Below are 16,795 nucleotides of genomic sequence, written 5' to 3' on the forward strand. Positions count from 1 at the left end.
GATGTAATATATGGAGCAATTAAAAAAGCAAGTTTGTGATTATATTGAGAGCCATGAAGAGGAAAGTGTGAAATTTTTAAAACGATTAATTCAAGAAAAGAGCGTATCTGGTGATGAAAGCGGTGCGCAGGCAATTGTGATTGAAAAATTACGTGAATTAGGTTTAGAGCTCGATATATGGGAGCCTTCTTTTTCTAAAATGAAAGATCATCCTTATTTTGTATCACCCCGTACAAGTTTTTCAGATAGCCCAAATATTGTAGCAACTTTAAAAGGAAGTGGCGACGGGAAATCTATGATATTGAATGGGCATATTGATGTAGTTCCAGAAGGGGATGTGAATCAGTGGGAACATCATCCTTATAGCGGTGAGAAAATCGGAAATCGTATATATGGCCGTGGAACGACGGATATGAAGGGCGGAAATGTCGCACTTATGCTTGCGATGGAAGCGATTATTGAATCTAACATTGAATTAAAAGGAGACATCTATTTTCAAAGTGTAATAGAAGAGGAAAGTGGCGGAGCAGGGACATTAGCAACTATATTACGAGGATATAAGGCAGATGGTGTCATTATTCCGGAGCCTACTAATATGAAGTTTTTCCCGAAACAACAAGGTTCCATGTGGTTTCGTCTACGTGTAAAAGGGAAAGCTGCACACGGTGGAACGCGCTATGAAGGGGTTAGTGCAATTGAAAAAAGTATGTTTGTTATAGAACATGTAAGAAAGCTAGAGGAGAAAAGAAATAGTCGAATTACAGATCCGTTATTTAAAGAAATTCCGATTCCAATTCCAATTAACATTGGGAAAATTGAAGGAGGGAGTTGGCCAAGTTCTGTTCCCGATGAATTAATTTTAGAAGGAAGATGCGGTGTTGCGCCGAATGAGACTATAGAGGCGGCAAAAGAAGAGTTTGAGAATTGGATTGCTGAATTAAATGATGTGGACAATTGGTTTGTTGAAAATCCAGTAGAAGTAGAATGGTTTGGAGCGAGATGGGTTCCTGGTGAACTAGAAGAGAATCATGAACTCATTACGACACTTCATCACAACTTTGTTGAAATCGAAGGGAACGAACCAATTATTGAAGCATCTCCGTGGGGGACTGATGGAGGTTTATTTACACAAATTGCAAACGTACCAACAATAGTATTTGGTCCAGGAGAGACGAAAGTAGCACACTATCCAAACGAATATATAGAAGTTGATAAAATGATAGCTGCCGCAAAAATTATTGCATGTACATTACTAGATTGGTGTGAGGTGAAAAAATGAAATACTATGAATCTTTTAGAGAACAGACGAATTGTTATACAGTAGAAGGTGTTTTAGATTATTTTAATAAGCGTATTCGGGTAGATCACTATACAGGAAATGTTGAAAGTATTATACAGACAATTGACGAACTAGCAGAGAAACATTCTTTCACTAAATGTATTATTAAAGGAAAGGGAGAGCATGTTTCAACATGGCTCTCTTTCGGTTTTTTGTTGGAAGCAACGATACCTCATTATTTTCAAGGACACGATGCATACTTTTTTGTGAAATATAATAATGATGAAAGACGAAATAGTATGCATTGGATTGAGGAAGATACTATATTAAGCGGTGTAAAAGGAAAAGAAATAAAAGAAAAAGTAGTTCCAGAGAAATTTTTGCTGAGAAAAGCGACTGAAGAAGATGCAGAAGAATTAGCAACTGTATTCGGAAAAGTATTTGAAGTGTATCCGACACCTTTAAATGAAGCGAGTTATGTATTACAGACGATGAAAGAAGACGATACAATTTACTACGTGTATGAATTTGAGGGGAAAATTATTAGTACAGCATCTGCAGAAATGAACATAAAGGAAGGGAATGCAGAATTAACGAATTGTGCTACTTTACCTGAATACCGTAAACATGGATTTATGAAAAGTTTACTAATTAAATTAGAGGAAGAACTTCAAGAAAGATCTATTTTCTGCTCCTATACAATTGCTCGATCGCTTTCTTTCGGAATGAATGCTGCCTTTCATCAATTAGGCTATACGTATACAGGAAGACTGGCGAATAATTGCTACATTTTCGATAAGTTGGAAGATATGAATATATGGGTGAAAGATCTTTCTAGCTATTCGAAAGCAGTAAAACTTCCGCCTCAAAATTTGGCTGTAAAGCAAAACAGTTAGGTGGAGCTGGGTGTTTGAAAAAGCCGTACTAATTAGAGTTTCGAGTTATCTAATGAAAATATAAAATTGATTAAAATTATAGAACGGAATCGTCATGCTTACAATCGCACATAGGTGTGCCGAAAATTCGGCATGTAATTGCTGGATTTTCGGCAAAAGGGGGGATGACATTGCTAGCAGTTTCGACACAAGAAGTCATTGAAGCGATTTTGGGCAGTATTGATGAGGCTATACACGCTGTAGATGAAAATGGAATTACAATATTTTATAATTCTGTAGCTGCAAAACACGATGGATCGAAGATTGAAAAAGTGTTAGGGAAACATCTGTTAGAAGCGTTCCCGTCTTTATCAAGGGAAACGAGTACATTGATGAAAGTACTAGATACAAAAAAACCTATCGTACATCAGGTACAACATTATCAAAATTTAAATGGTGAAGATGTTTGTACAGTAAATACGACGTTACCTATTTTTATAGATGGGAATATTGCTGGGGCTGTTGAAATTGCAAAGGATTACTCTACAATTCAAAAGCTTACTGACACAATTGTTGACTTACAGTCGAAAATAAAGCGATCATCTAGAAAAAAAGTGATTAAAAAGCACGCTGCATTTGAGACGATAGTGACAAATGATACGCGGTTTAAACAGACGAAAGAGTTAGCACAAAAAGTAGCACCAACAGACGCGAATGTTTTAATATATGGTGAAACAGGAACAGGAAAAGAACTGTTCGTACAAGCAATTCATGAAGCTTCTAAAAGAAAAAACAAGCCATTTATTGCACAAAACTGTGCAGCTTTACCAGAGTCGCTATTAGAAAGTTTATTGTTTGGAACGACAAAAGGAAGCTATACGGGAGCGATTGAAAGAGCTGGGCTATTTGAACTTGTTGATGGTGGGACATTATTTTTAGATGAACTAAATTCAATGCCTCTTGATTTGCAGGCAAAAATGTTACGAGTGTTAGAAGATGGAGTCATTAGAAGAATTGGTGATAATAAGACGAGAAAAGTAGATGTTCGTGTTATTACCGCGATGAACCAGCCTCCAGAAATATGTTTACGAGAGAATAAAATTCGCACTGATTTATATTATCGCTTAAACGTATTTTCATTATATATCCCACCGCTTCGTGAAAGAACTGAGGATGTACTATTATTAGCATCTTATTTTTTGAAAGAATATAATAAAAGTTATAAAAAAGGTGTACTTCAAATTGATGAGGAAGCGAAAGATAGACTGCAAGCTTATCAGTGGCCTGGAAATGTACGGGAGTTAAAACATACGATTGAACATGCTGTTATTATTGCAGAAGGGAATACATTAACAGCCAATTGTTTACCACGTACATTTCGGAAAGAGAAGTTTTCGAAGAAGAAGGGTATAATGCCACTTAGAGAAGCACTTCATCAAACAGAAAAAGAATTAATAGATCAAGCGTTGATTGAAACGGAAGGGAATATATTACAAGCCGCAAAAATGTTGGGTATCCCTCGTCAAACGCTTCAATATAAACTGAGCAAGTACGACAAAACCGCCGAATAATCGGCGGTTTTTGTGTGTTTGCACGAATAAAAGAGCGTTTACATATATAAAAAGTAATGAATATGATGTTAAGTATTGATTTCATACAACGCTTAAAAATATTTTTTCGCTTATGTAATAGGGTTCTCCGCACATTTACTTATCAACAATGTAAAGTTGGCATAACTATTGCTTATATAAAGGATGAGCGTATAAAAAGGGGGAATAGCAATGTTACATGATGTATACAAACCAAATCGTCACTGGAAGGATATCGAATTATGGAAAGATGTTACTGAAGAGCAATGGAATGATTGGGTTTGGCAATTAACGAATACGATCAAAACGTTAGATGACTTAAGAAAAGTGATTAACTTAACACCTGAAGAAGAAGAGGGCGTTAAAATTTCAACGAAAACGATCCCGTTAAATATTACACCGTACTATGCTTGGCTAATGAATCCTGATGATCCACGCTGTCCGATTCGGATGCAATCAGTACCGATTTCGGAAGAGTTATATAAAACAAAATATGATTTAGAAGACCCACTTCACGAAGACGAAGATTCACCAGTTCCAGGGCTAACACATCGCTATCCAGACCGTGTACTATTCTTAGTAACAAATCAATGTTCTATGTATTGTCGTTACTGTACACGTCGTCGTTTTAGTGGACAAATTGGAATGGGTGTACCGAAGAAACAATTAGATGATGCAATTGCTTATATTCGTGAAACGCCACAAGTACGAGATGTATTAATCTCCGGTGGTGACGGACTTCTAATTAACGATAAAATTTTAGAATATGTATTAAAAAATTTACGAGAGATTCCGCATGTTGAGATTATTCGTATCGGAACGAGAGCACCAGTAGTATTCCCACAACGTATTACAGAAAACTTATGTAACATTATTAAAAAATACCATCCAGTATGGTTAAATACACATTTCAATACATCTATTGAAATTACTGAAGAATCGAAAAAGGCATGTGAAATGTTAGCGAATGCTGGTGTTCCAGTCGGAAACCAAGCAGTAATTTTAGCTGGTATTAACGACAGCGTTCCAATTATGAAAAAACTTATGCATGACTTAGTAAAAATCCGTGTACGTCCATACTACATTTATCAATGTGACTTATCTGAAGGTATCGGTCACTTCCGTGCACCAGTATCTAAAGGTCTTGAAATTATTGAAGGTTTACGTGGACACACATCTGGTTATGCTGTTCCGACATTCGTTGTTGATGCGCCAGGTGGAGGCGGTAAAATTGCACTTCAGCCAAACTATTTAATCTCACAAAGTGCAGATAAAGTTGTACTTCGTAACTTTGAAGGTGTTATTACGACGTATCCAGAGCCAGAGAGCTATATTCCAGGAAGAGCGGAAGGATACTTTAAAGAGATTTATCCGAACTACGAAGAAAAACGTTCAGATGTTGGTATCGCAGGTCTTATGAGCGATAAGAAATTTAACCTCGTTCCAGACGACTTACAGCGTATGAACCGTCGTAAAGACTACGAAGATAATGATACTCATGCATCTTTAAAAGATAAACGTGATAAGCGCGATCAATTAAAAGATAAAAAATATCAAGCACAAATGGCTAAGTTAGAAGAAAACGACAAAAAAACTGAGGGTGATGCAGTATGAATTGTATGTGGTGTGACAGTACAGAAGCGAAAGAAAGCTTGAATACTGTATATTGGGAATTACCAGATGGTACGAAAGCCATTGAAATCCAAGAGACACCATGTATTTCTTGTTCCTCGTGCGGGATGGACTATCAATCAGACCATACAGTAAAAGAAATTGAAGATCAATTATTCTTAATTTACACGAAAGATTTACCAAAACAACTAACATATGAAGAATTAATGGGAAGACCGCGTCTATTAAAAAGAAATTATTTCGACTTTTAACCAGCTTTTATGCTGGTTTTTTTCTTTTTTGCCTTGTATAATGTACCCAAGTTAGAAAGGTAGGGAATATTTTTGAAAAAGACATTTTACCATTATATGATGAAGCATCGTGCAGCTTTATTTAGAAATGAAATTTCAGATTTAGCAGAGGCGATGTATGATGATTTAAGTTTTCCGAAGCAATCTGAAGACTATGATGAAATTAGTTCATACTTAGAGTTGAGCGGAATGCTAGAAAGTATGTCTATATTTGATGAAGCCTGGGATTTATACATACAAGATAGATAAAAACTATTTGAAAACATACAGAATACATTACTTTATTTAAAGTGAAGTATTCTGTATGTTTTTTTATTATGAAATTTGTTGATTTAAAGCTAGTCTAGTTACTAGCTTTTGTTTGAGTGTAATGTAAATTTTATAAGATTATATTTTTTATTGAAAAAATTTATGAATATAAGCTTCTGTGATAAGCGTTTTTATGTAGGTTGCATATACTGATATCAAAATCACGACGTCAAAAAAAGGAGAGATAGAGATGGCAAGAAAAAAACAACCTAAATACAACGTAGGGGACATAGTCGTGATTACGCTATATGGAACCGTTGGGAAAATCACAAATATGAAGGTTTTAGATGGAGTTTATGTATACGAAGTCAATAATCACGATGGATTTTACGTAGAGCAAACATTGCAGCACGTTACAGAGCAAGATATGAAAAAGGGCGATACGGAGTGGATTGAATTAAATTATAATTTCACGTTTGGTGATCTTGTGCAAGTAACTGGATATGATAAAGATGTTTTCCGTATTGTTGGTTTTCGTACAGAAGTATGGAGATATAAGAATGACGCATGGGAAGATACAATTTATGAATTGTCACGGATTACGGATGGTGAATGGTTAGAAGCGGATGAATCAGATTTAACGTTACTCGCCAATGCTCAAACGGCAAATGCAATTTTGAAGAAAATGAAACAAGATAAAGCAGGTATGAATAAATTAGATTTAGGAAAGTTAAAGTCAATTAACAACTCGAAAAAAGTGAGTGTTAAGACGAATCGTCAAGAAATCATTGATGGATTACTTGATATTTATAACGATTATCAATTATTGTTCGATACATTTAAAGATGAAGAATATAAAATTGTAATGGATGTTGTTCATAATTATTTAGTTAAATTGACAGAGAAAAAATAGTTAACTAGAAAGAGAGAATAAATTGAACAACAACATATGCAGTATAAGGTATGCCTACAACTATTAAAAAAATAAAAAGCCACTTTATAAGAGAGTCTGCCCATTGATCTTCATGCATGAACTCTTCTTTTGTTTGTCCTACTTCATATTGATTTTCCATTATTATTTCCCCCTTTGAATAGCTTGTACTACAATCGTATGCATCTCGTCCAAAGCTTATGACCTATAAAAAAATAAAATCTATTTTTCTAATCTCATATACATAATTTTGAGATTTTTTCATAAAACAGAAATAAAGGAGTGATGCTCATGAAGGAAATTGAAGTCGTGATTGATACGGAAGAGATTGCGGAGTTTTTTTATGAGCAACTAATTGAAAGAGGGTACGTCCCAAAACGAGAAGAAATTGAAGATCTCGCAGATATTACATTTGAGTATTTATTAGAGAAATGCATGATTGATGAAGTTTTTGATGAAGAGGATGAATGAAAGTAACGACGGGCATAACTCGTCGTTTTTTACTCTTTACAAACCTGTCACAAATATAGTCAATAATTATTGGTATAATGAGAAGGAAATTTTACTCAAGAGGTGAAGGAATGTTCAAAAAAATTATTGATTCTTTATTAGGAAAGAAAAAATATCGTTCGTATTCAAGTAGTGATTATCGTCGTAGAGGGCGCTCGTATTCAAGTAGCGATTATAAACGACGTTCATCTGGTTATGGACATCAACATTATAAAAGAAAACGTAAAAGCCGTAGCTTCTTTTCAAGTAGCTGATGAAATGGCGTCGTGTACTAGCATTATTTGATAGACCACTGCGAAAAAATACAATTGTTGCAGAGCGTTATAAAATTGAATCAGTAATTGGAATGGGCAGTTATGGGGTTACATATGTCGTTAATGATTTACAAATAAATAGATATAAAGTCTTAAAACAATTAAGACAAAGTAAACAAAGATATGAGTCTGGTAGAAAATCATTTGAACAAGAGAAAATGATTTTACAAACATTAAATCATCATGCAATTCCTAGTCTATATGATCATTTCCTATGGGAGAAAAAGAGCTTCTTTGTGATGGAGTACATGCCTGGTAAAAATTTTGAAGATTATATTTTCATAGATGGGTATGTATATACAGAACGCGAAGTTTTTGAGATTTTATATGAAATATTAGAAATTGTATCGGTGTTTCATAGTGAAGGCATTATTCATCGAGATTTACGCATTCCAAACATACTAATGAAAGAAAATCAAATTAGTATTATCGATTTTGGATTAGCTAAATGGAAAGGTGAAGATGATGAGCGAGCTACAACTTACGAAGGTGAACAAGCTTTGATGCGAGAAGTTCACTTTCGTAGCGACTTTTATGCGCTCGGTCATTTCTCATTATTTTTATTATATGCAGGATATGAATCTAATGAAAAACAGGAAAAACCATGGTACGAAGAATTAACTTTGGAACATTATAATCGTGAAATGCTTATGCGAATGTTACAAATAAAAACGCCGTACTATGAGAATGTACAAGATTTAAAACAAGATGTAGCTTCTGCTTTAGAAAGGATGGAGACTCCATGTTTCAAAAGTTTTTAGCAAGCGTTGGTATTGGAAGTGCAAAGGTAGATACTGTTCTTGAAAAAGATGAGTATATTGTTGGGGAAGAAATAGTTGGAAAGGTTCATATAACTGGAGGTTCAGTTAGCCAACAAATTGAAAGCATTTACTTAACATTATCGACGTCGTATGTACGAGAAGTGGATGATAAAAAAGTAACAGCAACATATGATTTAGAGCGAGTACGCTTAACAGAACCGTTTTCTGTAGAACCGAATGAAAAAGTTGAAATTCCATTTTCTTTTCCAATGCCAATTGAAGCACCACTTACACTTGGTATGAAAACGGTTTGGATTCATACAGGTCTTGATATTAAACGTAGTATAGACCCAAGTGACCGCGACTATGTTCAAGTGTTACCTAATGCATTATTAAGTAGTGTTTTAGATAGTGTAAATGAATTAGGGTTTAAAGCACGTCATATAGAATGTGAAGAATTACCGCATCGATTACGTAAGCAAGTTCCATTCGCACAAGAATTTGAGTTTATTCCGGTTTCTGGAGAGCATTATGGGAAATTAGATGAATTAGAATTATTAATCTTGCCACGTGCATACGACCGACTAGAAATTATTATGGAAGTAGATAGAAAATCACGTGGATTAGCTGGTTTATTCGCTGAGGCGCTTGATCTTGATGAGAAGGTGATTCGTTTTACCGTAACAAGAGAAGATATCCCTGAGATGAAGCAAAAAATTAATAATTATATTTTTTAATAAACTATGCATAAAAAAGAAATGGAGAGGAAAACTAAAACAACCGCTCCATTTTTTTGCATAGTGAGGTTATGTATGTGAAACGATATCGACATTTATACTTGCTAAGTTTTACGTTACTCATTTGTTTTGTCGTATTATCACTTTCGTATCATACCGCTTGTATTGAGAACTTTGACAATATAGTCGCACATTTTATTCAAAGCTTTCGAAACGATTATTTGACGACCTATTTTACTTGGGTGTCTTTTATCGGTTCCAAAAGAATATATTTTCCATTACTCATTATTCTTGTAATGTATTTTCTCGTTAGAAAAAAGTTGCTTAGTGCGTTACTTCTAACAATTAATTACTACGGATCTCGTTATTTAAACAGTATGCTTAAACTATGGTACGAACGAGCAAGACCTGATGTTACGCAGCTTGTTACTGCAACTGGATATAGTTTTCCGAGCGGTCATACGATGAATGCTACTGCTTTTTTAGGATTTATTGCATACGTCACAATTACTGAAGAGCGTATTTCGTTGCATAAAAAATTGTTAATTATTCTTATAGCAAGCTTTGTTGTATTATCTATTTCAGTTAGCCGAATATATCTTGGCGTGCACTATCCATCTGACATATTAGCAGGATGGGCAGCTGGCGGTAGCTGGCTCGTTTTATGTGTTATATTCCATAAAACGTTCATAAAAAAAGAACCTATGTCATAATAGGTTCTTTTTTCATTGGCTCAACATGAATGTGTGCATGGTAAATTCCAAATTTTTTGCGCAGCATAGCTTCGATGTTGTCGGTAATACAGTGACTTTCTCCAACATCCATGCGAGCATCTACTTCAATTGTAATATCAACGTACGTTTGATTCCCATACATACGTGCTCGAATATCTACAATGTTTTCCACACCGCCAATATGCTCAATAGCATCAGCGTATTCTTCCATTTTATCAGGATCAATTCCATCTGTTAGCATATGAGAAGATTCTACGAAAATCTCCCATGCAGTTTTACAAATAATAAGACCGACAATTAAAGCGGCAATAGGGTCTAAAATAGGCATTTGGAACTGAGAACCGACAATACCTACTACGGTACCAATACTTACGAGTGCATCTGATAAATTATCCTTTGCAGCGGCTTCTAATGATTTACTTTTTGTTCGTGCTGCAATTTTTTTCGTATACAAATACACGCAGTACATAACGACAGCAGAAAATAAAGCAACCCATGCAGCGAGTACATTAGGCGCTGCTTGTTTCGGATTTAAGAAAGATTGAATGGCACTAATAACAACTTCTAATCCGACTGTTGCCATAATGAAGGACGCAACAAGTGATGCGATTTGTTCGGCACGCGAATGCCCATACGGATGATCTGGGTCACGAGGTTTACGAGATATTTTTAGACCAATTAATATCGCTAAAGAAGCACCGATATCCGTTAAGTTATTTAAACCGTCAGCGCGTAATGCGCTAGAGAGGGTAATATAACTGATGATGATTTTCATAGAGGATAAAAATATGTAGGCCATAATGCTGACAATAGCACCTTTATCAGCTTCTTTATGAGAAAGAGTATCCATTTTAATCACTCACCTTTCTTTAAAGGAATTTCTTTCTATAAATAGAGTATCAAACGAAAGTCGTGTGGGTCTATACAAACATTGTTGACGTTTTATAGCTTTTTAAGAAGGGGATAACAAAGTTTCGTAAAGGAAAAATATGTTGAAAAGTACAAAGTCAAGGTGTGAACCTAATTGGAGTTTATTTACTAAAGAGATAGGAGGGTAGATGGATGAGGAAACGAATACTTTTCTTACTACGTATTATTCTTATCATGACAAGGTGTAATTCATTAAACGATGAAAAACTTCAAAAGATAATTGTGAAAATAGATGAAAACCCTCTGAAAAATATTTTCCAGAGGGCTTTCATTTTAGTATGCTTCTAAAAACTCAGTAACTTGCTCTTCTGTTTTTGCATTAGCACTATGTAAGTGGCCTAGCTTCTCACCGTTTTGGTATACAAGTAAACTTGGAATACCCATTACTTGATACTCTTCAGCGATACTTGGAAACTCATCTTTATTGATAGAGTACCATTCAAATTTATTGAACTCTTCCATTACATCTCCGATAAAGTTGTCCATACGTACGCAATCTGGGCACCATGTAGTAAAGAACTTAACAACTACAGGCTCCTCGCTTGCGATGATGTCTTTGAATTCTTGTTCTGTTTTAATTTCTTTCATAAGTAAAACTCCTTTCAATATCACACGAATTTATATGCAAAATTCGTATTTGCAAACATGTTGCAAACTTATTATTTGTTTTTTAGTTTTGTAGTTCGTTCACACTTATAAAATTATATGTAACATGACTGCGCTACTAAGTGTGAAAATAATGGAACCTCACTTTTCTTTATAAGCTTTTTCCAGGATTGTGTCAAACTTTTGAATTTTATACAGAAATTAAAGAAGCCCACACTTTGATTGAGTATGGGCAGAGTGACTAAAATTAATCGCTTATTAATTTCGAATAGATATTTAAATCGATAAGCTTTCCAGCTGATTTTTCGCTCTTTCTCAGAGTACCTTCAAAAGTAAAGTTTAATTTTTCTAATACTTTTATAGAATTTACATTTGCAGGTTCAACTTTTGCTTCAACACGATTTAGTTTTAGATGTGTAAAAGCATAATCTAATAAAGAGGATATTGCTTCAGGTGCATATCCTTTACCCCAAAATGTTTTTGAAATATCATAGCCAATCTCAGTCTTTGAGTTTTCAAAATCTAAGGAATTATAGCCACATGAACCGATAATATGATTAGATTCTTTTTCAATAATAGTAAAACGTATAGCTTTATTATTTTGAGCGAGTTCGTTAAGGAATTGAATCATATCTTTTGCCTGGTTCTCATCAGTGAAATTACTTATATTCATGAATTTAGTAACATCAGGATCAGACCATATTTTAAACATACTTAGTGAATCAGATGCTTTCATTTTCCTTAAATATAATCTCTGTGAGTGTAGTTCTGTAATCAATACTTTTACCTCCGTTATGTTGTAATGATAGGTAGATTAAAAATATTGATATCTGCGCATAAGTCAGTCCCTTCTAGATTAATTAACTTTTATTATACAAGAAAATTACTACATTGAACAAAGGCGTTAATTGGAGCTAACGAAATGACAAACTCATCAATTGAATATTGCGTTCAGTGTGATTAAGAAAGTGGTGTATAAAGATGGGACGAGATGAGAGTTACTTCCAAACTAAAAAAAGAGTAGATAATTTAAAAACATTTTACATTCATTTAACCATCTACATACTAGTCAATCTGATGCTTTTTTTACTTTTTAAGTAGTGAATTAGCTATTTTTTATTTTAATTACAAAAATTGAATAAGGTTAGAAATTATATGGTTGTAATGGGAATTGAGGGATATGAATAAAAAAATTTTATCCCGCTATTTGTCGGGCAGTAAATACCCCCACCTCAAAGTTCAGCGGAAGCAAAGAAGTTAGGTGGGGTCGGGCTGCCAGTAAAAGCCCGATTGGTGAGAGCTGATTAAAGTTTCACTTTATTAGGGATTCGCCTTAAACATTTATTACAGTCAAGAATATTTATAATAATATGAACTAAAAAAGGTCCAATTTTTGTAATGTTGGAGGGGATTATTGTGGACATAACTCAAAGCGTATCAAGAATAGTGGTTAATGGGAAAGACCTTTCTTTCACTTCAGTTCAAACCTCTGCATGGAATCATGGACCTGTAAATGATTTAATCGTTACGACGAATCAGAGAGTGAATGAGCTTTATCAATTCATGTGGTCGCAAGTACCGGTTACGATTTCGGTATATTTCCTTCAAGGAGCGGATTTACTTAGGTTCGTTAGGGTTGCGGGAATTAATGAGCGTGTAACAGGAGAATATGTATATCATTTCATTTGGTGATAAGAAGGAGTCAAAGTAGTCTAGCAGCTACTTTTTTATTTTGTCATTTGAATATAAGCGAGCGGACTAGCTTTATAGTACCCACTGAAATAAAGAATCATAATATAATTTGTAATAAATTATACGGGAAGGGAGCTGAAAATCATGTTTTATTCATATTTTAATTCTGAAACTGGTATGCGACCAGCGTATGGTACATCTATAACGTATAGTGGAGCACAAAGTACAGTCCAAGCTATTCAACAAGCATTGCAAATGCAACAACAATTGCAAATGCAGCAGCAAGGTGTACAACCGTATTATTCATCCGTAGAGTATTTTTACCCAGTACATCAAGTTACACCGTACGGAAGTTCTTTTCTGACTATTCCATATGGGACTGTATACAACTTATAACTAGTAAGGAATGAAGTGGTGTATATAAATAAGGGTGCAGGTTAATAGCGCCCTTATGAATAATAAAAATAGCTAGTCCAAACCTTATAAATCAATCTTACATAATATATAGTAATAAGTTTGAAAGGGGAATCAGTATGTCTTGTTATTACTACTGTAAGTATTGTAAGGAGTATAAAAATAAGCATCATGATTGTTGTAAGAACACTAGTAAGTGTCATGATAACAAGGACAATCTTGTTAGAGCATCGGCATTTAGAGCTAGAAATACTGTGAATCAAAATGTTCCTGCTAATACTTTTGTGAAAGTGTTATTTCAAAATGAACAATTTGATTTAGCGAATGAGTATAATCCAGCAACATCTATTTTTATGCCGAAGACTAAAGGTGTATATTCTATTATTGGAACGATTGGTTTCTTTCCAAACGATCCAACTTTAAATTATAGAGCGCGTGTAGAAATTCGTGTGAATGGAAACGCAGCGATAGCTATAGATAATGACTTTTTTGGTCCAATAAGTTTTGGAAATGTCGTAAGTGTTTCGACGATTGTTCAATTGAATGCAGGGGATGAAGTTGAGATTTATGCACAAAGTAGTATAGATGGAGTTTTAAGTCCTTTAGAAGATGGTGCACATTTTGAAGCAGCAAGATTTCCTTCTCCAATTAAATAAAGTCATTAAACAATGAGTTTGCAGAAGCTTAAAGGTAAACCCTCACCGAAATGGTGAGGGTTTTTTAATCTATTAAAAATAGTAACAGGTCGTCCAAGCTATTCTAATCTATATAGCATACTATGTAAAAATAAGTGTAAAGGGGGACTCACTATGTCTTATTATTACTGTAAGTATTGTAAAGATTACAAAAAGGAAAGTCATGATTGTTATAGGAAAAGTAGTAAATGTGATAGGAAGTATGTAAAGGTGAAGTGTTGTGATGATAAGAAAGAGGAGCTTGTAAGGGCATCGGCATTTAGAGCTGTGAATACAGTTAATCAACCTGTTCTAGCAAATACTCCTGTTAAAGTATTATTTCAAAATGAACAATTTGATCTAGCGAATGAATATAATCCAGTAACGTCGATTTTTACTCCGAAAACTAGAGGGGTATATAGTGTATTAGGAAATATAACATTTTCTCCAAATGATTTTAATGTAAATTACAGAGCTAGAGTAGAAATTCGTGTAAATGGCAATCCGGCAATAGCGATAGATAATGATTTCTTTGGAACAGGAGTATTTTTTAATAATGATGTTTCCGTAACTACTATTCTTCAATTAGAAGCAGGAGATTTAGTTGAAGTTTTTGCAGAAAGTAGTATTGCTGGCGTAATTGTACAAAATGTTAATGGTGTAAATACGGTTCACTTTGAAGCGGCAAGATTTCCTTCTCCAACTAAATAAAACTGATTATTAAATGTTTTTTAGTAGGTTTAGTTAATCCCCTTACCAAATGGTGGGGGATTATTATTGTTTTTCTAAAATATATAAGTAAATAGGTAAAGCGTAGTTTAATTTGTAGGGGCTTCAACCTTCTTCAGATAATAAACAGAATAATAAGTAACATGTTTGTAAAAACGCATTGTTAGTAAGTTTACTAGTTTTCTTATAGAACAAGAAAGACGGAATACATAAAAGATCGTATCATTATGTTTTTTCTTTACCATATAGAAATTATATATTGAACATAGATTTGTGTAGGGAATGCTAATACACTGAAAAGAATAGCATAAAGGCGATTACACTATATAAAAACAAAATCAATCCTAAGATGAGTAGTATTGGATGCAACTTGAACATATTTGACCTCCTTGAGTATATAAAGAATTTTAATATATTGTTGGTCAATTTAGAAGGGGGACGGTTACATAAAAAAAGAGCATACATAAAAAGTACGCTCCAAAGAAAGATAGGTTTTATGAGTGGATAATCTCCATACGATAATATATGTTCTTTTCATAAAAACGTGTAAAAAATCAATGAATTATCAATGGAATATCATAACATGAGTAATTTTAGTCTAGGAATGCAGTTATTTTCTTTCTCGGTTATTTTAGGTAATAAAGTTGTGAAAATCGTGCATTATGCGGACTAACAACGGGATAGCGATCGTACTTCCGTTACATATTTCTTAAAGTCTGGGTATTGCGTGATAGTTTGACATTTAGGGGTGCATAGTTGATTAATTATAGACACATTTGTAATTACTTCGTTACAAGGACCGAAAAATGTAATTTTTAGCTTTGAATTTGGTGGGATTTTGAACACGATAGGTTTTTTTTCCATGAAATCAGCTCCTAATATTGAGTATTATAATTTAATGGATATAGAGTCGTATTAGTATAATATGAAATTTCAGTGGATTTGCTTATAATAAAGAATTTTATAGTAGTAAAAGTGCTTAAAGATGTAAAGGGGAAATTGAGAATGGAAAATAAAATGTTTAATTAATATAATCAATAAATACGCAAATGGTTAATATAACTAATGCATTTTTTTGTTTGTTACATATTATGTTAGTAAGAATGGTATAAGGGGGTAGTATAAAATAGTGGAAGAAAATGTACAAGCTCAGCTTTCGCCACCGTGGATCACATATTTTAATGAATTAAAAAATTCAATAGGTGCTGATCCAACTGTTACAGTTGGGCCGCTTATTCCTGTTGGTGGTAATTATATTATTTTAGTGCATGCGTTAAGCAACGAAAAAGCGAGAGCATTAGCAACGCTTTTAAAATCTTTTGTACAATTTGGGAATGTAAGTGTGACAGTTATTGTAACGAATAATGAGAATGAAATTGTAAATCCATTTCCTTGTCCACTAGATGCATTTGAAATAGCTCATTTATTTCAAGTAGCACTAGAAAATAATCCTTATTTTGAACAAGTTGTGGTACAGCCTCAGTTCCCTGGCGGACCGAATGTTGTTTTTCCGGTTTTCGCTGCGGAAGTCATTCAGTTTTTCAATGACGATATTTCTAACTTATGTCAAACGTTTACAGGTGTTGCTGCCAATGTGTTTCGTGATGTAATGAATGATGAGGTTTGTGGTATCCCAATTCTATTTTCCACAAGTTGTGTTATGAGCAGTGAAAACTCACAATTACAAAATACAGATTTAGCACCAAAGTTGTTTTATTAAACTGTAAAAAGACATTTTCAGTAATAGAAAATGTCTTTTTTATGCACCAATAGTGTTCAGGTTGGAAAATTGCAATTTAATAGGAGTAAACTTCAATTAATTAAAATTTTTCTAAATCTCAAATTTCAT

22 protein-coding genes and 1 pseudogene are annotated in these 16,795 nt (G+C 33.9%); 18 read left to right on the forward strand and 5 right to left on the reverse strand.

Features of this window, described 5'->3' with window-relative positions; all coding sequences use genetic code 11:
* Positions 1-10 precede the first annotated feature (10 nt).
* The 7 genes from ACX9TM_RS11760 to ACX9TM_RS11790 all read left to right on the forward strand — a co-directional run bounded on the left by ACX9TM_RS11760 (position 11) and on the right by ACX9TM_RS11790 (position 6,827).
* Positions 11-1,279 carry a peptidase gene (locus ACX9TM_RS11760; RefSeq protein ID WP_000436698.1) on the forward strand — a complete coding sequence of 423 codons (1,269 nt, stop codon included), beginning with the start codon at positions 11-13 and terminating at the stop codon, positions 1,277-1,279.
* Positions 1,276-2,175, forward strand: a complete 900-nt coding sequence (gene ablB, locus ACX9TM_RS11765; RefSeq protein ID WP_000878594.1) for a putative beta-lysine N-acetyltransferase — start codon at positions 1,276-1,278, stop codon at positions 2,173-2,175. The genes ACX9TM_RS11760 and ablB overlap by 4 nt, the downstream gene beginning before the upstream one ends.
* A 164-nt stretch (positions 2,176-2,339) precedes the next feature.
* Positions 2,340-3,725, forward strand: a complete 1,386-nt coding sequence (gene rocR / locus ACX9TM_RS11770) for an arginine utilization transcriptional regulator RocR (RefSeq protein ID WP_011110073.1) — start codon at positions 2,340-2,342, stop codon at positions 3,723-3,725.
* Between the two features lie 210 nt (positions 3,726-3,935).
* Complete coding sequence (gene kamA / locus ACX9TM_RS11775) at positions 3,936-5,357, forward strand: lysine 2,3-aminomutase (protein ID WP_000902142.1); 1,422 nt, start codon at positions 3,936-3,938, stop codon at positions 5,355-5,357.
* On the forward strand, positions 5,354-5,626 hold the full coding sequence (locus ACX9TM_RS11780) for a YokU family protein (RefSeq protein ID WP_000995763.1): 273 nt from the start codon (positions 5,354-5,356) through the stop codon (positions 5,624-5,626). The genes kamA and ACX9TM_RS11780 overlap by 4 nt, the downstream gene beginning before the upstream one ends.
* A gap of 72 nt (positions 5,627-5,698) precedes the next feature.
* The gene (locus tag ACX9TM_RS11785) at positions 5,699-5,914 is read left to right on the forward strand and encodes a YozE family protein (RefSeq protein ID WP_000750717.1); all 216 of its coding nucleotides are present in this window, start codon (positions 5,699-5,701) and stop codon (positions 5,912-5,914) included.
* Positions 5,915-6,164: 250 nt separating this feature from the next.
* Positions 6,165-6,827, forward strand: a complete 663-nt coding sequence (locus tag ACX9TM_RS11790; RefSeq protein WP_000101499.1) for a hypothetical protein — start codon at positions 6,165-6,167, stop codon at positions 6,825-6,827.
* Between the two features lie 4 nt (positions 6,828-6,831).
* On the opposite strand, the gene ACX9TM_RS11795 is transcribed toward ACX9TM_RS11790, so the two are convergent.
* Positions 6,832-6,987, reverse strand: coding sequence for a DUF3930 family protein (locus ACX9TM_RS11795; protein WP_000431486.1), 156 nt, complete (start codon positions 6,985-6,987; stop codon positions 6,832-6,834).
* A gap of 149 nt (positions 6,988-7,136) precedes the next feature.
* Between ACX9TM_RS11795 and ACX9TM_RS11800 the strand changes: the two genes are divergently transcribed.
* From ACX9TM_RS11800 to ACX9TM_RS11820, 5 genes are all read left to right on the forward strand, one after another.
* Complete coding sequence (locus tag ACX9TM_RS11800) at positions 7,137-7,316, forward strand: YozD family protein (protein WP_000658451.1); 180 nt, start codon at positions 7,137-7,139, stop codon at positions 7,314-7,316.
* Positions 7,317-7,426: 110 nt separating this feature from the next.
* A complete protein-coding gene (locus tag ACX9TM_RS11805; RefSeq protein WP_000473371.1) occupies positions 7,427-7,609 on the forward strand; it encodes a hypothetical protein in 183 nt (60 codons plus the stop codon).
* On the forward strand, positions 7,609-8,430 hold the full coding sequence (locus tag ACX9TM_RS11810; RefSeq protein WP_000872063.1) for a serine/threonine protein kinase: 822 nt from the start codon (positions 7,609-7,611) through the stop codon (positions 8,428-8,430). The genes ACX9TM_RS11805 and ACX9TM_RS11810 overlap by 1 nt, the downstream gene beginning before the upstream one ends.
* The gene (locus ACX9TM_RS11815) at positions 8,412-9,167 is read left to right on the forward strand and encodes a sporulation protein (RefSeq protein WP_000486625.1); all 756 of its coding nucleotides are present in this window, start codon (positions 8,412-8,414) and stop codon (positions 9,165-9,167) included. The genes ACX9TM_RS11810 and ACX9TM_RS11815 overlap by 19 nt, the downstream gene beginning before the upstream one ends.
* Positions 9,168-9,244: 77 nt before the next feature.
* Positions 9,245-9,880: a phosphatase PAP2 family protein gene (locus ACX9TM_RS11820; RefSeq protein WP_000833370.1), complete on the forward strand. Its 636-nt coding sequence runs from the start codon at positions 9,245-9,247 to the stop codon at positions 9,878-9,880.
* Here ACX9TM_RS11820 and ACX9TM_RS11825 read toward each other — a convergent pair.
* From ACX9TM_RS11825 to ACX9TM_RS11835, 3 genes are all read right to left on the reverse strand, one after another.
* Positions 9,870-10,751, reverse strand: coding sequence for a cation diffusion facilitator family transporter (locus ACX9TM_RS11825; RefSeq protein ID WP_000380385.1), 882 nt, complete (start codon positions 10,749-10,751; stop codon positions 9,870-9,872). The genes ACX9TM_RS11820 and ACX9TM_RS11825 overlap by 11 nt on opposite strands.
* Positions 10,752-11,104: 353 nt before the next feature.
* Positions 11,105-11,419: a thioredoxin family protein gene (locus ACX9TM_RS11830; protein WP_000658787.1), complete on the reverse strand. Its 315-nt coding sequence runs from the start codon at positions 11,417-11,419 to the stop codon at positions 11,105-11,107.
* 265 nt (positions 11,420-11,684) lie between these two features.
* Positions 11,685-12,215, reverse strand: coding sequence for a GNAT family N-acetyltransferase (locus tag ACX9TM_RS11835; protein ID WP_000627261.1), 531 nt, complete (start codon positions 12,213-12,215; stop codon positions 11,685-11,687).
* 203 nt (positions 12,216-12,418) lie between these two features.
* Between ACX9TM_RS11835 and ACX9TM_RS11840 the strand changes: the two are divergent.
* The 5 genes and pseudogenes from ACX9TM_RS11840 to ACX9TM_RS11860 form a co-directional block, all read left to right on the forward strand.
* Positions 12,419-12,529, forward strand: a pseudogene (locus tag ACX9TM_RS11840) (2TM domain-containing protein); the annotation flags it as partial.
* 324 nt (positions 12,530-12,853) lie between these two features.
* Positions 12,854-13,129 (forward strand): hypothetical protein, encoded by a 276-nt coding sequence (locus ACX9TM_RS11845; RefSeq protein ID WP_000355695.1) that lies wholly within the window; start codon positions 12,854-12,856, stop codon positions 13,127-13,129.
* Between the two features lie 144 nt (positions 13,130-13,273).
* The gene (locus ACX9TM_RS11850) at positions 13,274-13,525 is read left to right on the forward strand and encodes a DUF3947 family protein (protein WP_000500098.1); all 252 of its coding nucleotides are present in this window, start codon (positions 13,274-13,276) and stop codon (positions 13,523-13,525) included.
* Positions 13,526-13,662: 137 nt separating this feature from the next.
* Positions 13,663-14,199, forward strand: a complete 537-nt coding sequence (locus ACX9TM_RS11855; RefSeq protein WP_002182716.1) for a C1q-like domain-containing protein — start codon at positions 13,663-13,665, stop codon at positions 14,197-14,199.
* A gap of 153 nt (positions 14,200-14,352) precedes the next feature.
* Entirely contained in the window at positions 14,353-14,928 is a 576-nt protein-coding gene (locus ACX9TM_RS11860) for a complement C1q domain-containing protein (RefSeq protein ID WP_000122943.1), read from the forward strand.
* Between the two features lie 687 nt (positions 14,929-15,615).
* On the opposite strand, the gene ACX9TM_RS11865 is transcribed toward ACX9TM_RS11860, so the two are convergent.
* Positions 15,616-15,810 carry a hypothetical protein gene (locus ACX9TM_RS11865; protein WP_000412555.1) on the reverse strand — a complete coding sequence of 65 codons (195 nt, stop codon included), beginning with the start codon at positions 15,808-15,810 and terminating at the stop codon, positions 15,616-15,618.
* Between the two features lie 265 nt (positions 15,811-16,075).
* Here ACX9TM_RS11865 and ACX9TM_RS11870 point away from each other — a divergent pair, with 265 nt between their 5' ends.
* The gene (locus ACX9TM_RS11870) at positions 16,076-16,666 is read left to right on the forward strand and encodes a hypothetical protein (protein WP_000392281.1); all 591 of its coding nucleotides are present in this window, start codon (positions 16,076-16,078) and stop codon (positions 16,664-16,666) included.
* The last annotated feature ends 129 nt before the right edge of the window (positions 16,667-16,795 follow it).

The sequence above is a fragment of the Bacillus sp. LH1 genome, from assembly GCF_057924895.1.

Bases quoted from the DNA above. Each gene is read 5' to 3' on its own strand.
- ACX9TM_RS11805 (WP_000473371.1), top strand. From the start codon at position 7,427: ATGTTCAAAAAAATTATTGATTCTTTATTAGGAAAGAAAAAATATCGT.
- ACX9TM_RS11815 (WP_000486625.1), top strand. From the start codon at position 8,412: ATGTTTCAAAAGTTTTTAGCAAGCGTTGGTATTGGAAGTGCAAAGGTA.
- ACX9TM_RS11855 (WP_002182716.1), top strand. From the start codon at position 13,663: ATGTCTTGTTATTACTACTGTAAGTATTGTAAGGAGTATAAAAATAAG.
- ACX9TM_RS11860 (WP_000122943.1), top strand. From the start codon at position 14,353: ATGTCTTATTATTACTGTAAGTATTGTAAAGATTACAAAAAGGAAAGT.
- ACX9TM_RS11780 (WP_000995763.1), top strand. From the start codon at position 5,354: ATGAATTGTATGTGGTGTGACAGTACAGAAGCGAAAGAAAGCTTGAAT.
- rocR (WP_011110073.1), top strand. From the start codon at position 2,340: ATGACATTGCTAGCAGTTTCGACACAAGAAGTCATTGAAGCGATTTTG.
- ACX9TM_RS11790 (WP_000101499.1), top strand. From the start codon at position 6,165: ATGGCAAGAAAAAAACAACCTAAATACAACGTAGGGGACATAGTCGTG.
- ACX9TM_RS11825 (WP_000380385.1), bottom strand. From the start codon at position 10,751: ATGGATACTCTTTCTCATAAAGAAGCTGATAAAGGTGCTATTGTCAGC.
- ACX9TM_RS11800 (WP_000658451.1), top strand. From the start codon at position 7,137: ATGAAGGAAATTGAAGTCGTGATTGATACGGAAGAGATTGCGGAGTTT.
- ACX9TM_RS11850 (WP_000500098.1), top strand. From the start codon at position 13,274: ATGTTTTATTCATATTTTAATTCTGAAACTGGTATGCGACCAGCGTAT.
- kamA (WP_000902142.1), top strand. From the start codon at position 3,936: ATGTTACATGATGTATACAAACCAAATCGTCACTGGAAGGATATCGAA.
- ACX9TM_RS11830 (WP_000658787.1), bottom strand. From the start codon at position 11,419: ATGAAAGAAATTAAAACAGAACAAGAATTCAAAGACATCATCGCAAGC.
- ablB (WP_000878594.1), top strand. From the start codon at position 1,276: ATGAAATACTATGAATCTTTTAGAGAACAGACGAATTGTTATACAGTA.
- ACX9TM_RS11760 (WP_000436698.1), top strand. From the start codon at position 11: ATGGAGCAATTAAAAAAGCAAGTTTGTGATTATATTGAGAGCCATGAA.
- ACX9TM_RS11795 (WP_000431486.1), bottom strand. From the start codon at position 6,987: ATGGAAAATCAATATGAAGTAGGACAAACAAAAGAAGAGTTCATGCAT.
- ACX9TM_RS11810 (WP_000872063.1), top strand. From the start codon at position 7,609: ATGAAATGGCGTCGTGTACTAGCATTATTTGATAGACCACTGCGAAAA.
- ACX9TM_RS11865 (WP_000412555.1), bottom strand. From the start codon at position 15,810: ATGGAAAAAAAACCTATCGTGTTCAAAATCCCACCAAATTCAAAGCTA.